Here is a 14118-nt window from a genome sequence, read left to right as displayed (position 1 = left end):
GATAAATTTTATTTAGATTTATAAACCACTTGCCAATTACCAAATTATATTTTTGAGATTTTAAAATAGTTTTTCACTTTTAATATATCTAGAATAATTTATGTTATATATTACATTTATGAAAGAAAGCTAATTATTTAAACAACAAACTTCTATAATTGGTGAGACGATGCAAATTCAAACTTAAAGCGGCATTTAAGGACTATAACTAATAAACAATGAAAATAACTTTTTACTAGTATTTTATTCCATCAAAAAATGTCTCAAAAAATATTTTTCTTTCTTTGGTCTTTGTCTGGATAATGTATTCAACTGTAAATGTAACGTGAGCTGAAAAAAACTTAGAAATGTATTTAGGAGGTAAATCCTTCAATGTTTTGTTTTTAATTCCATCTTCTATTAAATTTAACAATTTTTTTTCATGATCAGGGATTTTAAGTTTGGTATTTTTTTTATTATTATAGGGTGATGACTTAAATTGTATCATAAATTTATGTTTATTGGGGTTATTCACTCCCCACTCTACTCTTTCGAGCCAGAACTTTTTTAAAGATTTATAACTCACTAGAGATTCTATAAGATCCAGAAAGCTTCCTAAACTTTCTTCTTGTATAGATGTGCCTAATTCAGTAATCAAATCTACCTTATTTTCAAAATATAAATAGGGAGTCCCTGTTGCAACGCCTGCTTCTTTAGAAATTAGAGAAGTTGAAGTATTATCTATGCCTTTTTCGTTAAATAGCTTCAATGCTGCTTCAAGAATTTTCTTTTTTTTATCTTCTACAACCATTTTTGACCACAATTTTTTTTTAATATTTTATCAATTTTAATTTAATTATAGTTAAAATGTATTTTAAACTTTTAAAAAAAAAGGAAATATCTAATTTTTCATGCCAGTATTAAACCTAAGCCAAAAATAACCATTATGCCTATAATTACAGGTCCATAGATTTTCTCAAAAGTCTTAGGATTAATTTTCTTAAGCAGGAGAGGTCCTATAAATGCACCTACAGCCGCTCCACCGCCAAGGAGAATAATCAAAGTCAGATCTAACCGTCCTAATAGGTAAAAACCTCCTATACCTGCAATTGAGTTGAAAATAAGTACGAATACAGAGGTACCTACCACCATCGCAGCGGGTAAGCCTAAGCTGTAGAGTCCTGCAACAATTGGTGGTGTTCCACTTATTCCAAAAATTCCTGCTAATAATCCGGATGCGACTCCAAAAAAAGATGCTATGATTCTTTTAGAACCGGTAAGGGTTAATGTTTCCTTTTTATCATCATTTTTTTCTTTCAGTTTTCGATGTCTTTGTATTAAACTTCTCAACATTGGAATCAGCATTATCAACGTAAATATACCCAGAATCCTTTGTAAAAGGGTAGGCGGAATAATATTGGCAACGGCAGCTCCTATTAGTGTACCTATTATTCCTCCGATTCCTAGGATTAATCCTGTGCGGAAATCTACATTGCCCTGGCGAAAGTGACTAAATGTGCTTACTACTGAGGTGGGTAACACTGATGCTAAAGAAGCAGCGACAGCTACTTGTGGTGTGACACCGAAAAACAATATCAAGACTGGTGCAAAGAATCCTCCTCCACCACCACCAAACATGGATACTAGGAGGCCTATAATCAATCCGAATAATGGAAGCAGAATCAAATGAATATCAATCATTTTTAATCACCTAAGATTAATTCTTTAATTTTTTGATTGGGATTGTCGTTGAATGGCAGCTGTGATAAGTTATCACATTTTCAACGTTGTATTCCCTTAACTTTTTAAGGGAATTTATAGCTTTTTTAATCTCTTCTTCATTCCTGATTTGAGTATTCTTTCCAGTAAGCTGTTCATCTTTGATGTTCATTGTATCTCCTATAATAAGGGTTTTAGACTCTTTATGATATGGTATATATGTCCCAATTTTTAATTCAGTTATTTTAGATTGTTTATAAAATCTTTCAAGTGATTATCCCTTTTAATTGGTTCGCCATGAGCTGGGCAAATCCACTTAAAATCATACTCGTCAATTTTGACTATAGATTCTTTTAAAATCGAATTATTCCAATTAGCAAATGATGGCCCCATGGCTATTTCCCCATTTTTGGTTCTAAATAAATCCCCGACAAACATTATATCTTTATAAAGCAAACACACATGCCCCAGTGTATGCCCTGGAGTATATATAACTTTAATATTACCAATCATTCCATCTTCAGGATATGAATTAATATTTTCCGGTTTTTTAAGTTTAATAATGTAATTAAGAATTCTTTTAATCACGTGGCGATTTATATCACCAAGGATATAAGGTATATCCTCTTTTGAAGCCAAGATTTTAGCTCCACTAGCTTTTTCCAGTAAAGCCAGACTACCTACGTGATCCATATCATCATGTGTAATTAAAATATGGTTAATATCATGAGGGTTAATATCCATGGATTTTAAATCATTTAAAATGTTCTCTCCATTCTTAGGAAGTCCTGTATCGATTAATATTATTTCTTCAGCCAAAATAAGATAAACATAATTTCCTTTCGTTGAATCCAATGCGTAAACTTCATCACTTATTTTCATAATTTTTACCTCCATTTGTACTTTTTTTACGTATAAAAATTTTATAGTTGAATGACTAATCACTCATTATGAATGAATAATCAGTCATTACTAATATATATTGTTATTAATCATATGAAAGAAATTAATCTTTTTTCATTATTTACAGCCTGGCAGAGTTTTGAATGGCATTTAGTCAAATTTCAGACATGGTTAGTAATATTCCTCTGAAAACTGAGATATAAAGAGCCATAACCAACACAATAATTAGTGTGAATGCACCAAATGATAATATAAACATAAGTTAAGAAGTAAATGATAGAATGCAGTAAGTTAACCTCAATATTACCAATCTGCTATAAAATGAAAAATTGTTAATGTTACTATAACTTAAAAGATGAAAACAGTCTTGAAAGAGGCTCGGATCAAACTTTTTCTGGAATTTAATTTATACATAAAGTTTCTCAATTTTCAAACATCATTTAATCAAATTAAAAAAAATAAGGGAGTTAAACCCTGGCTAAAGATATTATGGTAACGCTTTCAACAACTGCAGCCACAAACAGCATGATTAAAACCAGTACATACGACTTTAAATTGTATACCCATGCCTTTTTCCATGCCTTAAACCTGCTTTCTTCCCCAAGGGCTTTTGGTTTTGCAATTGCCAGGATAAAGTCAAGGCTGGCTGCAAATGCAATAACATAAGCTACTCCTTCTAATATTAAAGTTGGAATGACAGCTATTAAGAGCACTGCTGCACTGGGGCTTGTAGGGGCATAAATCAATCCCCACATGATAGGCCTGTAAATGAACACCAGTGTTCCTATACCAATCAGGTTTAACAATGTAATAGCGAGAAAACTCCCTAAAATACTGTTAAATACGAAAATGGTTAAAATTACCTTAATTACATCACCTGCACCAATAGCCTGCAGTAATCCTGGAAATACTGTGGAAAACTGACTGCTTATATTTCCTCCTGTTCCAGTACTTATTGGGGGGTATAACAATCCTATTACCATTCCAATAATAACAAGCCCGTAATAAATCGCAAAACAATATAAAAAGCGTTTTTTGTAGCGCGCCACATAGAAATTATAGATGTTTTTTATCTTATTTAGCATAACGATCACTGTTATAACGTGGGTAGTAACTTTTAATATATCTTTATGGTTTTAAAGTGGAACGATTTTCAGACTAAATTATATATCAGCAGATTAATAGTTTACTTAAGGAAAAATTAGTATAAGGATGTGAATAAATGCTTAACTGGAAATCTTTAGGTTTTGGTATTGCTCTTGCAATTGTGATGTTTTTCATGTTTATGTTTAATGCGTCTTCGCTGGCGATTTTAAGCTTTATTATTGCACCGTTAGTTGGAACATATATCCTCGGCGGTGAACTGAAGATGGCAGCTATTTATGGGGCCGCAATAAGCTTTTTTGGAAGTATAATTTCTATAGTGTTGTATAGTGCACTTATCAGTTATTTTTCAAAGACAGCTATACCTTTAGGACTTAACGTAGTTACTTTAATAGCAGTATGTGTCATTTATGCAGTTATTGGAGCTGTTTTTGGTATTGCCGGTGCTGCAATTAAAAATAAATTAATGGAAAAACAATAAATCCACATTTTTTTTATTTTCTTTTCTCATAAATTATTCCTGCGATTTTATCTGCAGACTCTAAAACATCTTTCCCATATTTTGAAGCTCTGTCTTTAGTTTGGTCGATGTTTTTCAGGAAATCATTTACAACTTCATCCAGATTATCAAGATCGCTTTCAACCATTGCACCGCTGAATACATCACCCATATTGTGATAACGCCCGTATTTAACTCGAAGCAGTGTTATAATTGGCAAATTGCAGGCAATGGCTTCATGAAGCATCACTCCGTCGTCTGTGATGATTACGAAGTCTGCCAGTTTGTAGAGATCACTCACCCAGTCGATATAACCTAAATAGAGTATTCCATCACTTTCAAGATATTCTCGATATTTTTCATCCAGCGGATGCCCTATAACCACTATATTTGCTTTAACTCCGCTGTCTCTAAGTTTAGGTGCAGCAAGGGCCATTTTTTCAAAAAGAGTAGATCCTGATGATAAGAGTATTGTAGGCAGCGCAGGGTCGTAACCTTCGGGCATTAATTCCAGTGCTTTTTCTTTGTTTCCGCTTACAACTTCAGGATTTATAGGCATATAAACTTTGTGCACATTTTTATTATTCACTGATGATTTAAATAATGGAGATTCTGGTAGTGCGACAACAGTGGTAAATTTGGATACTTTTGAATCAGTAGGGGTAGATACAACTCCTACTGATGGAATACCTGCAATTTTAGCTGCCAGGCACCCGACTACTGCTCCTCCACCTATTGATCCTACAACCACATCTGGTTTTAGTTTCCGGTACAGGCTTATAGCTTCAAAAACAGCATGGATAATTCTAAAACCGCCTTTTACAAGGGTAAGTTTAGTAGCAGCATGCCCTCCTGCCTGTGGAATACTCGTTTCATGCCATTTTATACCGTTCTTTTCAAATAATAACCCTGGAGCGTCGTGATTCAGGGCAAATTCACAGTGGGCGCCATGTTCAGACAGTGCCTTAGCTATATTAAGGGCAATTGCGGCGTCTCCTCCGATCCCGCGCCCTGTAACCATAAATAATACTTTCATTTATTCACCTTTTAACTAAAAATCTATAAATTTGAAATCCATTTGAAACCATTATCATTTTTTAGTTTTACTAAAATGATTTTTCATAATTTAAAATTAGTTAATTCTAATTTTAAGTTTGTTAAATGGAGTTATGCTAATTTAAATCAAAATTTGTATGGATGTTATATAAACATTGCTGATGTATTATCATAAATATAATAGATTCCCAACCACAAAATTTGATAATAAATGGTTTAAAAATAAGAATTTAGGGGCTGAAGATTTATTCGTACAGTACAGCACTGCCGGTAGCTGTTACTATTACTGTACTCCCTTTGATCCCGCCAACGCTTTTATAATCGATATTAACGCCTAAAATACCATTTGCACCTATTTTTTTTGCTTCACTTTCCAGGTTTTGAAGCGCCTCATTTCTTACCAGTCCTATTTTATATTCTATATTTGAACCATTTTTTGAGGCAATTTTTTTTAAACGCGATGAATTCTCATCTTTTTCTTCTTTTAAGATAGCTTCTCCTGTAATTAAGCCCAATTGTTTAACTATATTTTTTCCATTAAGATTGGTTGTAGTTGCAAATAAAAGGTCTAGCTGTGGTAAATCCACATTTTTAGGAGTTTCTATTTCTTCTATTTCTTTTCCAAGCAGTTTTGAGATTAAATTTCCTATTAACCCTATAACGTAAGTTATAGTCCCGAGGAAAACAACAAACAAAAGGTAATTAACGAATATTGGGACAGCAGCCTGTATGGTGAGTGCAATACCTCCTAATGTGAATAAATTAATGGTTATTGGATTTTTAGGGAAGAACCAGCCGTATATATTGATGATGACAAATATTAAAAGGGCACTGATGGCTCCCGTGCTCCTGCCATACTTTTTTTGGGCTATATATGCTTCGCTAAACCCTGCAATTAAAGGGGATAGTATAAACATGATGTTAAATCCGAAAATAACTAAATTTGCGTATACACAAATAACGGCAGATATAAATCCTAGGGTGGTCCCTATAATTACTGCAAGAATTCCCCATCTTTTGTCTATGATGCTGTTTTTTAGTGAAATTAACAAGAGTTATCCCCCGTGACAATTATTCATAGTGCACTGCGGTACCGTACATGGTGACAAGGATGGTGTTTCCCATAGTCCCTCCAAGGTTATGATAGGCTATTTGAACACCCAGTATGGCATTTGCGCCAAGTTTTTCTGCCTTTTCCTGCATACTGGACAGCGCTAATTCCCTTGCTTTTTTTAATTCCTCTTCGTAAGCTGAGGTTCTCCCGCCGACAACATCTCTAACGCCTGAAAAAAGGTCTTTATACACGTTTGCACCTAAGAGCGCTTCTCCAGTTACTAGACCAAAGTATTCGCTTATTTTCTTCCCCTCAATATTGGGTGTGTTTAAAATCAGCATTTTTAATCTTCCTTTTAATCTATAGACACTAATATATTCTATAGATTATGTATGGAATTGGTTATAAATGTTTTGGCAAAAAAGAAAAATTGTTATTTACTAAAAAAGAAAAAAGAAAAAAGAAACATTACATTCGTCTTTCCATACGCCTTAAAATTACTTTATCACCTATTGCATCAACCATATCTATGGAAATAACTCTTTCTTCACCCATACCTAGTTTTCCTGAGATAGTGCCTTCTTTTGCTATGATGCCTGTTACCATTTTTTTTGACACATCTATCTCTAAATCATCAACTACACCGACGGTATCTCCATTTGAATCAACAATATCTTTTCCAGATAAATCTTTTGCATGCATTCTATCACCTGCCTTTTTTAAATTAATTCAAAGATTAAAATTATCTTTGAACTTGGCAATGGCCAGAAGATAACTCTACCTGGTGGGGCCATTACATTAATATAAATCATGCGTTAATACTTTTTATAAAATAAATATTATATAATTTGCTATTTTGTAATTTCAAATTGGTTTGAAATCCAAGTTACTTAGAAATAAGAAAATTTGGTAAAGATACTTGTGATTTTAAAAGGGATGGGAAGAGGCTACTACAAATGAAATTATTTATTAAAACTCACAGCCCAGATCATTACGCCATATGGATCTATTATTTTACCCTCTTTATGTAAAAGCTTGAATTTACTTAAAGCTGCACCATTTGTAAGGTATAATCTTGTAAACATGGAATCTTCAAGTTCCTTATTCAACATAACAGCAAGATTAATATCATTTTCTTTTACTAAGATTATACTAAATGAACTAGAATTGGAAACGATCTTATTCATTGAAACATTACCATTTTGAACCACAATTAACTTGTGAGGCTCCAGTACGTGGATCTGGTTATTTTGCTCATATTGAAAACCTGCAACTACTTTTGATCCGTTTATCTGTGCAACAATACCGTTTTGAGCTGAAATTACGGTTGTACCGTTAACCTCATGGGAAGCCGCTTGTTCAGCAGAATAACTGTAGCCTTTTCCTGTGTTATTTTGGAAGTTCCAGTTCCCAAAGTAAGACCACCAGTATGATTTTGAAAGGAGGTACATATTATTTAAGAACAGGACATGTGGGGATGGTTTAGTGGGATGGGTGTATTTTAGCACATTTAAAGCTTGATCAGAAGTTAATTTATAATCTTTTGTGAGTATGTCTTGGGCAGCCGGTTTATCAACAGGTAGAATTTTATCCAGTATTTCTACACTTTTACTTGTATTTCCTGTATAATTTTCAAGGGTTAAATAGCCCTTATCGCCGCTTGAAGTCAGCATTCTGAGTATTCCTGCAGATAAATTCTCATTATTTGTTAGCAGTGCCTTTCCAACCCAGTAAGCACGCGGTGTGTTTTGAGACCCCCCATCAAAGGTAACGGGCCTATCTGCCACTGCAGTAAAAAAGTGACCAAAATCCCACCATGAAGTTATAACTGTATTTTGAGGCGTGTTATCTTTAATCCACGTTAGTGAATTGTACATTGAATCATCAACATTTGGATATATTGAACTTGAAAATGTATATGATGAAGATAGGGGAGCGTATGCTACAAGTGCAATTAATATCAGGGCTGCTATTGTACAGTACCTCTTATTTGGAATATTTTTTGCAAAATAAGGTGTCATTAAGCCTACAAATGCTCCTGCACCCAATATTATTGGTATTGAGAACTGTTCAATGAATCTTGACCCCTGTGTTAAAGCAAAACCCATGATCAAAAGCCAGATTGTAAACAAAATTGCATATAATAGATAGTTCTTTTTATTTTTAATTAAATGGGGATTTACTGTATTCTTTTTCTCTGTACTCTTTTCATTTATTTTTATTTTTTCCCGGGCATTTCGTCTATTTTTATTTTTCTTTTTAGGGATGTTTTCCGTTTTTTTATCTTTTTCTGGTTTTAATTTCCATATAAGCCATGGAATGCTTAAAATGCCGAATATGAATGGTATGATACCGCCTAATTTTCCTAGAATTTCTGTAATGGTTGGTATTTTAAGTTCATCCACAGATATGTATACGTTCGGATAACTGGTAATTTGGATAGATGTATGTAGCTGTGAATTACCCGCAGATCTTGTCAAAGTCTCTATAAGTCCTGGAAGCCCAAAATAAACACTTAATAATGTAATACTTAAAATTACAAACACAATTAATGAAAAGAGTGCCGGTTGATGCATAATATATTTGACTTTATCGAAATAGTAATTAAATGATTTAATGGTTTCCATTTCAAACATGTAATTTGAAATCAGGAGATATACAACGGCTGTCCCAACTAGCAAATAGAAAATGTACCACCAGCCTTCCCAGGCCATGGAATAAACAAGCAGAAAAACTGCTGATAATGATACATAAACTGATCTGGTTTTAATATCCTTTTCAGTGATACTTGCAATAAAAAATCCTACAATCAAGATTGGAAAGAGCATGTTGAACATATCAGTATCAAAGAATCCTGCAAATGTGTGGGTAAAATAGGCCGGAACTGTACCGACTAAAATTCCTGCAGCTATCCCTCCATATTCATTGGTAAGTCTTCTTACAAATAGGTATGCTGGAATAACGGATAAAGAAGCTATAAATGGTGCTAACCAGATAGCAACCTCATTTAAAGGTGCATTTACAAATGAATTAATTAATTCATAAATAAATGCTGTAATATAAACAATCAGCGGAGGATATGCCGCGGGCCTACCTGAAGGATAATACGAGTGCAGGTCCCATGGGCTGCCATTAAGTAGTGTGTCACCTAGATAATTGTGATCAAGATAATCGTATGTCATCCTGTAGTTGTAATATGAGTCCATTTCACTGAAATATGGAAGCCCATTTTGATCCTGGAAATTGGACTTTACTTCTCCAGATACTCCGGGTAAATAAGCTGACTGTATTCTAAGAGAAAATGCAAGTATAAATACTAAAATTATAATTATTAAAGGCTTAAATTTGGATAAATTCCATTTTATATTCATATATTATCCCTTATGGTACTATTATATATTATTTTAATAATTAATATTAATAATTTGCTCTAAAAATATTTAAATGTTTGCTTATGGCGCTAATACTGTTAAAATTACCAATTAGGCATTCTAGACTAGCTCTAGGGTACAAAATCAAAGGAAGATATCGGGATTAAAATTTAGCCGTTACTAAAATTTATGGCGTAATAAAAATTATCTCATTACATCTGCTGGTTAAAAACATTTGAAAAGACTTAAATACTTAAAAAAGACGATTAAGTTCTATGAAAGTAGCAAACTTAATTGTATATTTATGTGCGGTTGTGATGATAATTCTTGGAGTTTACAGCTTCATTTACCTTAAAGATATTTATTCTGGAGTAATATGGCCTGTATTTGGTATAATTATTGCTATTTTAGGTTACATAAGGCTCAAATAAAATCTTAAAAAAAAAATATTTTTTTTATTTTTGTTTTGGAATAACTGGAAAAATATGATTTTATAGTACTGTGTTTTGTAATTTTCAATAAATTGAAATTTAGTTATTATCTGTAAGCATGAGGGTTATAGAAAAGTCTTCTAAATCCTAAAATTTTAAATACATGCCTTTTTATAATGAGTTCACGTTTTCCAAGGATGATTTTACGTATTAGGTCTCCAAGGCCCCCTCCAGTAAGAACATCCATGACATAATCTCCAAAATATGGATTTTTTATGCCTAGTTTCTCCTCTAAAAAGATGTTTAGATTCTTTCTTCTTATGAATGCTATAACAAATAATGTAATGATAAATAAGGCCAATACTCCTAAAAAACTTCCAAGTGGATATCCCATACTGGAAACACTGCCGTAGAATCCACCTAAAACGGCATAAGCAATTCCAAGTGCTACAGCAAATGAGTGATTTCCAATTTCACCCATCATGATCTTTCCTTTATAGTCCAGCGGGGCGTAGCCAATACACGCTGCCAGAACAACCAGGGGAATATAAATGGATAATCCAGCAGGCACTGCTAAAATAAGCGCAAGAATGCACATAATAATCACAGTAGAACAGGCAGCTCCCGGCTGCATATCTGCAATATTTAAAGGTTGAATCATAAGTGCAATCAAGATTGAAGCGGGTCCAACATAAAAAAATCCAATTACAGCTACAGCAAGCATTCCCATGCCTCTTGAAAGCTGACCTATCTCGAACGGCAGTCTTTTAGTTTTTTTCCTTCCAATTAAATCATCTAAAAATGCAAAAATCCCAATTAAAGCTACAAGATAACTATAATTTAAAGGTAAAAATAGCAATATGGCTATAAATGGTGCAATTCCAACGGCACGGGGTGTTCCTCCCCTAACACTGGTATACAAACTACTGCCGCTTTTTTTAATTATCCAGCTGAACAGCAGTGTTAAAATGGCAGATATCAGGAATGCTAGAATGATCTCGGTATACATTGGTTCACCTGTATTAAAAATTAGGAATGGAGCTATATTAAATTTGTTAATATTCCAATTTACGCATATTTATTTAATAAAAAAATATGGCTTTGAATGCAAAAAATTTAAAGAAAGTGTAAATTTATAATTTGTCCAGTATATCAATAAACTGGCATGCATCAGAATATTTTTTTTCATATGAATCCTTTTTATAAGTCTCATACACTATAGCAGGAATTCCTTTGCGTGCTATGGGCTTTGTAACGTATGATGGACTTGATCCACCTGGAGAATAAATTTCTAAAAATGACATATTTTGGGTGATACTGGTTAAGTAATTCTGAGTTTCATTATCCTTAGAGAGGGGATATATAAACCGGTTGTACCTGTAACCGACAGATTCTCCTAAATCTTCGTGTATATCTACAACGATCTGGGGTTTGATTTTAATTACATCTGGAACTACAAATTTATTTGCCAGTAACTGCCCGTTCATTCTACCTGTATCAAAATTCAGCGCGTTTTTTGTGACATGGATCCTGTAAAGGATATATTTTTTAGATAAATTTTTTGACTTGTCATTTACTGCAGCTGCAGTAGCATTGTGAAATCCAGATTCACGGGGATGAACACCTGTAATTATTACTACAGTTTCATTGGAGCTCTGGTTTCCATAAACTTCTTCTTCAACATAACCATAACTTGTATTCCCTATAACCTCTCCAGTGGTCTTATTATCTGAGGAAATATTATTAGATGCTCTATTCAAATCTAGTCCTATAAATAATGAGGCTAAAATGATAAATATGATAATTAGACTAATTCCGGTTATTTTTTTTATTCATACTCCTCCAAAATGTTAAAGTGTTCTCTTTATTCAATATATCTTAAAAACTTTACTTTTAGGTGATGAGATAGTCCGGAATGTTAATTTAGTTTCAAATAAAACAAAAAAAATTTATTATATTAATATTTACCTCAAACTATACCTTAAAATAGCTGCAAGTCCACCTAATGCCTTCAGCTGTTTCCCGCCTTCATGTTCGCTGCTTACCACAGTTACTTTGCCGCCGGTACTTTCTGTAAGGTTCATAATACCTTCGGTATCTTCTTCGCGCACCATTTCATCTAAAACAAGTAATCTTTCTACTGCACCTGCATTAGCTGCGTTTGTAACCTCATTTTTTCCATATGCAGCTAAATGTGATGATTTTCCAATTTCTTCCAGAACTTTTCCCATCAATCTCATTTCCTGAGCTATTCGACCCTCAGTAGCCATTTGCTCGATTGTACCTTTTTTAAGGACTTCTCTTATTCCAACTCGCCCTCCAGTACCTGTATTTTCAACTGTCGCAATTTTGGCAAGTTCCGGATATTTCTGGCTTAAATAATCGTAAAAGTCACCTTTTCCAAATCCAGGTCCAGCAACAACTATGCCTTGAATATCTTCAAACCCAAGTAAAGTTTTTGCAACTTCATCAAAGAAGTTGATTATAGTTTTTCCCCTATTTTTGGAGATAACTCTTTTTCCAGATATTCCTCCTATTATAGGTCCGTAGTATTCTATTCCATACTGCCTGATGATTCCAAGATCCGCAACATCTTCTTCAATAGCCACTATAATTGCTGATGGCTTTTTAGATGAGTCAACAGCATCTTTTAGCCTTTTTAGGACCCATCTTGACCATTTTTCCTTTGTTATTCTAACTGAATATTTAAGTTTCAAATCAAGTGTATGGTGGGTTCCAAGTGGAACCAGATCTTCAGGGCCCTGTTCTATTATTCCCGTTGCCCTTAATTTTCCTGTGTATTTGTGAAAATTTATACTTTCCACCCTTATACCTATAAAAAATGTTTTTTTAATACCCCTATCACTTCTTAAACGTTCTCCTGTTGTATCCTGTATCCTTCGAGTAGTTTTAGATGATATCAGGTCTCCTGGCTCTATAATATGTGATAAATGCCAGAGGTCGTCTAATGTTTCAGGAACAATTTCAATTACTCCTCTTTTTCTATCTTGATGAACAATACGCATTTTCACACCATTTAAACTGTTATTTTAAGAATTAATCCTGTAAAATTAACTTTTTGAAAATTTCTTCTTTAAATTATTTATCTTTTAAATTAAATATTATTTTAAATTTTTAATTTAAAACGATTTTTTTCTTTATAATCTCTTTTATTTCTATTATTTAATTTTAAATGAAAAATAAATTTGGATTTTATTGTTTATTAATTCTATTTTCTATTTTTATATATCTTCTTTTAAGCCCGGAAAAAATTGAAAAATTAACCGGTAGAATGTTATAAATCCATTTTTCAGTTATAAATATTCTATTTTTTTATAATCAAATGTTTTTACTTGGAAATTATTTAAATAGCATACTTTAAAATTATATAATAATTATGGCAGTATATTTATGAATATATGTTCCGTAAGCTGTGCTGTGAGTAACTAGCTATATAAACTATATTTGGAGGCATTAAATGAGTACAGAGTTAGAAAATAAAATAAAAGAAGCATTAAAAGATGTTAAGCCATGGCAAAGAGTACCAACTACTGTAGAAGGAGTATTTCTGGTCAAAACTCCTGCAAATGATAATAGGGAAACAATAATGGTAGAAATCAATCCCTTAAACGAGAGAGGTACCTCTATGAAAAGAAAAGGTCTATTTTTAAAAAGTACCTCCGAGTTTGAAGGTTTTGAAAGTGTTTTTAAAAACGATAGAGTCATGGATCTTTTGGATGCTATTGAAGCTATAGCTGGAGGAGCTAAAAAGAAAGAAATTAGGGCTATTGAAATATAATTATAATTTAAATTCAACTTTTTATTTTTATATTTAACTTTTAATTATACAATTTTAAGTTGCTTATGTCTAATACGTGCATGAATTATACTTATTATGGGTTATCTTAAAAACATGTAATTCGGGATATTCCGCAGGGGAATATAAATTACATTATTTTACACAACCTCATGGACATGTGTTTTAAGTTGTAATTAATCATA

General features: G+C 32.8%; 16 protein-coding genes. 3 read left to right on the top strand and 13 right to left on the bottom strand.

Annotated elements, in window-relative coordinates; translation table 11 throughout:
- Positions 1 to 235 precede the first annotated feature (235 nt).
- The 5 genes from AAGU07_RS03480 to AAGU07_RS03460 all read right to left on the bottom strand — a co-directional run bounded on the left by AAGU07_RS03480 (position 236) and on the right by AAGU07_RS03460 (position 3686).
- Positions 236 to 790, bottom strand: coding sequence for a helix-turn-helix domain-containing protein (locus tag AAGU07_RS03480; protein ID WP_342457821.1), 555 nt, complete (start codon positions 788 to 790; stop codon positions 236 to 238).
- Positions 791 to 888: 98 nt separating this feature from the next.
- On the bottom strand, positions 889 to 1680 hold the full coding sequence (locus AAGU07_RS03475) for a sulfite exporter TauE/SafE family protein (protein WP_342457820.1): 792 nt from the start codon (positions 1678 to 1680) through the stop codon (positions 889 to 891).
- A 16-nt stretch (positions 1681 to 1696) separates the two neighbouring features.
- A complete protein-coding gene (locus AAGU07_RS03470) occupies positions 1697 to 1870 on the bottom strand; it encodes a hypothetical protein (RefSeq protein ID WP_342457819.1) in 174 nt (57 codons plus the stop codon).
- Positions 1871 to 1938: 68 nt separating this feature from the next.
- The gene (locus AAGU07_RS03465) at positions 1939 to 2580 is read right to left on the bottom strand and encodes an MBL fold metallo-hydrolase (protein ID WP_342457818.1); all 642 of its coding nucleotides are present in this window, start codon (positions 2578 to 2580) and stop codon (positions 1939 to 1941) included.
- Between the two features lie 488 nt (positions 2581 to 3068).
- Complete coding sequence (locus AAGU07_RS03460; RefSeq protein WP_342457817.1) at positions 3069 to 3686, bottom strand: stage II sporulation protein M; 618 nt, start codon at positions 3684 to 3686, stop codon at positions 3069 to 3071.
- Positions 3687 to 3823: 137 nt separating this feature from the next.
- Between AAGU07_RS03460 and AAGU07_RS03455 the strand changes: the two genes are divergently transcribed.
- Positions 3824 to 4186, top strand: a complete 363-nt coding sequence (locus tag AAGU07_RS03455) for a DUF5518 domain-containing protein (protein WP_342457816.1) — start codon at positions 3824 to 3826, stop codon at positions 4184 to 4186.
- Between the two features lie 13 nt (positions 4187 to 4199).
- On the opposite strand, the gene AAGU07_RS03450 is transcribed toward AAGU07_RS03455, so the two are convergent.
- The 5 genes from AAGU07_RS03450 to AAGU07_RS03430 all read right to left on the bottom strand — a co-directional run bounded on the left by AAGU07_RS03450 (position 4200) and on the right by AAGU07_RS03430 (position 9685).
- Positions 4200 to 5240 carry a glycosyltransferase gene (locus AAGU07_RS03450; RefSeq protein WP_342457815.1) on the bottom strand — a complete coding sequence of 347 codons (1041 nt, stop codon included), beginning with the start codon at positions 5238 to 5240 and terminating at the stop codon, positions 4200 to 4202.
- Between the two features lie 265 nt (positions 5241 to 5505).
- Positions 5506 to 6312, bottom strand: a complete 807-nt coding sequence (locus AAGU07_RS03445) for a heavy metal-binding domain-containing protein (RefSeq protein ID WP_342457814.1) — start codon at positions 6310 to 6312, stop codon at positions 5506 to 5508.
- A 19-nt stretch (positions 6313 to 6331) separates the two neighbouring features.
- The gene (locus AAGU07_RS03440) at positions 6332 to 6655 is read right to left on the bottom strand and encodes a YbjQ family protein (protein ID WP_069583303.1); all 324 of its coding nucleotides are present in this window, start codon (positions 6653 to 6655) and stop codon (positions 6332 to 6334) included.
- Positions 6656 to 6782: 127 nt separating this feature from the next.
- A complete protein-coding gene (locus AAGU07_RS03435) occupies positions 6783 to 7016 on the bottom strand; it encodes a PRC-barrel domain-containing protein (protein ID WP_342457813.1) in 234 nt (77 codons plus the stop codon).
- A 260-nt stretch (positions 7017 to 7276) separates the two neighbouring features.
- Entirely contained in the window at positions 7277 to 9685 is a 2409-nt protein-coding gene (locus AAGU07_RS03430) for an STT3 domain-containing protein (protein ID WP_342457812.1), read from the bottom strand.
- 275 nt (positions 9686 to 9960) lie between these two features.
- On the opposite strand from AAGU07_RS03430, the gene AAGU07_RS03425 reads away from it, so the two are divergent.
- The gene (locus AAGU07_RS03425) at positions 9961 to 10116 is read left to right on the top strand and encodes a hypothetical protein (RefSeq protein ID WP_176720215.1); all 156 of its coding nucleotides are present in this window, start codon (positions 9961 to 9963) and stop codon (positions 10114 to 10116) included.
- Positions 10117 to 10222: 106 nt separating this feature from the next.
- Here AAGU07_RS03425 and AAGU07_RS03420 read toward each other — a convergent pair whose 3' ends face one another.
- The 3 genes from AAGU07_RS03420 to AAGU07_RS03410 form a co-directional block, all read right to left on the bottom strand.
- Positions 10223 to 11125 (bottom strand): cell wall biosynthesis protein, encoded by a 903-nt coding sequence (locus AAGU07_RS03420; protein ID WP_342457811.1) that lies wholly within the window; start codon positions 11123 to 11125, stop codon positions 10223 to 10225.
- A gap of 124 nt (positions 11126 to 11249) precedes the next feature.
- Positions 11250 to 11876, bottom strand: a complete 627-nt coding sequence (locus tag AAGU07_RS03415; RefSeq protein ID WP_342457810.1) for a hypothetical protein — start codon at positions 11874 to 11876, stop codon at positions 11250 to 11252.
- 204 nt (positions 11877 to 12080) lie between these two features.
- The gene (locus AAGU07_RS03410) at positions 12081 to 13142 is read right to left on the bottom strand and encodes an mRNA surveillance protein pelota (protein ID WP_342457809.1); all 1062 of its coding nucleotides are present in this window, start codon (positions 13140 to 13142) and stop codon (positions 12081 to 12083) included.
- Positions 13143 to 13594: 452 nt separating this feature from the next.
- Between AAGU07_RS03410 and AAGU07_RS03405 the strand changes: the two genes are divergently transcribed.
- Positions 13595 to 13915, top strand: a complete 321-nt coding sequence (locus AAGU07_RS03405) for a hypothetical protein (protein ID WP_342457808.1) — start codon at positions 13595 to 13597, stop codon at positions 13913 to 13915.
- The last annotated feature ends 203 nt before the right edge of the window (positions 13916 to 14118 follow it).

Source organism: Methanobacterium sp. (assembly GCF_038562635.1).
GTDB lineage: Archaea > Methanobacteriota > Methanobacteria > Methanobacteriales > Methanobacteriaceae > Methanobacterium_D.
The sequence above is the reverse complement of the archived record's forward strand: the minus strand, read 5'-3'. Positions and strand labels throughout refer to the sequence as shown.

Excerpts from the sequence above, each read along its gene's own strand:
- AAGU07_RS03470 (WP_342457819.1), bottom strand. The coding sequence starts at position 1,870 with ATGAACATCAAAGATGAACAGCTTACTGGAAAGAATACTCAAATCAGG.
- AAGU07_RS03435 (WP_342457813.1), bottom strand. The coding sequence starts at position 7,016 with ATGCATGCAAAAGATTTATCTGGAAAAGATATTGTTGATTCAAATGGA.
- AAGU07_RS03425 (WP_176720215.1), top strand. The coding sequence starts at position 9,961 with ATGAAAGTAGCAAACTTAATTGTATATTTATGTGCGGTTGTGATGATA.
- AAGU07_RS03465 (WP_342457818.1), bottom strand. The coding sequence starts at position 2,580 with ATGAAAATAAGTGATGAAGTTTACGCATTGGATTCAACGAAAGGAAAT.
- AAGU07_RS03460 (WP_342457817.1), bottom strand. The coding sequence starts at position 3,686 with ATGCTAAATAAGATAAAAAACATCTATAATTTCTATGTGGCGCGCTAC.
- AAGU07_RS03430 (WP_342457812.1), bottom strand. The coding sequence starts at position 9,685 with ATGAATATAAAATGGAATTTATCCAAATTTAAGCCTTTAATAATTATA.
- AAGU07_RS03455 (WP_342457816.1), top strand. The coding sequence starts at position 3,824 with ATGCTTAACTGGAAATCTTTAGGTTTTGGTATTGCTCTTGCAATTGTG.
- AAGU07_RS03450 (WP_342457815.1), bottom strand. The coding sequence starts at position 5,240 with ATGAAAGTATTATTTATGGTTACAGGGCGCGGGATCGGAGGAGACGCC.
- AAGU07_RS03480 (WP_342457821.1), bottom strand. The coding sequence starts at position 790 with ATGGTTGTAGAAGATAAAAAAAAGAAAATTCTTGAAGCAGCATTGAAG.
- AAGU07_RS03440 (WP_069583303.1), bottom strand. The coding sequence starts at position 6,655 with ATGCTGATTTTAAACACACCCAATATTGAGGGGAAGAAAATAAGCGAA.
- AAGU07_RS03420 (WP_342457811.1), bottom strand. The coding sequence starts at position 11,125 with ATGTATACCGAGATCATTCTAGCATTCCTGATATCTGCCATTTTAACA.
- AAGU07_RS03410 (WP_342457809.1), bottom strand. The coding sequence starts at position 13,142 with ATGCGTATTGTTCATCAAGATAGAAAAAGAGGAGTAATTGAAATTGTT.
- AAGU07_RS03475 (WP_342457820.1), bottom strand. The coding sequence starts at position 1,680 with ATGATTGATATTCATTTGATTCTGCTTCCATTATTCGGATTGATTATA.
- AAGU07_RS03405 (WP_342457808.1), top strand. The coding sequence starts at position 13,595 with ATGAGTACAGAGTTAGAAAATAAAATAAAAGAAGCATTAAAAGATGTT.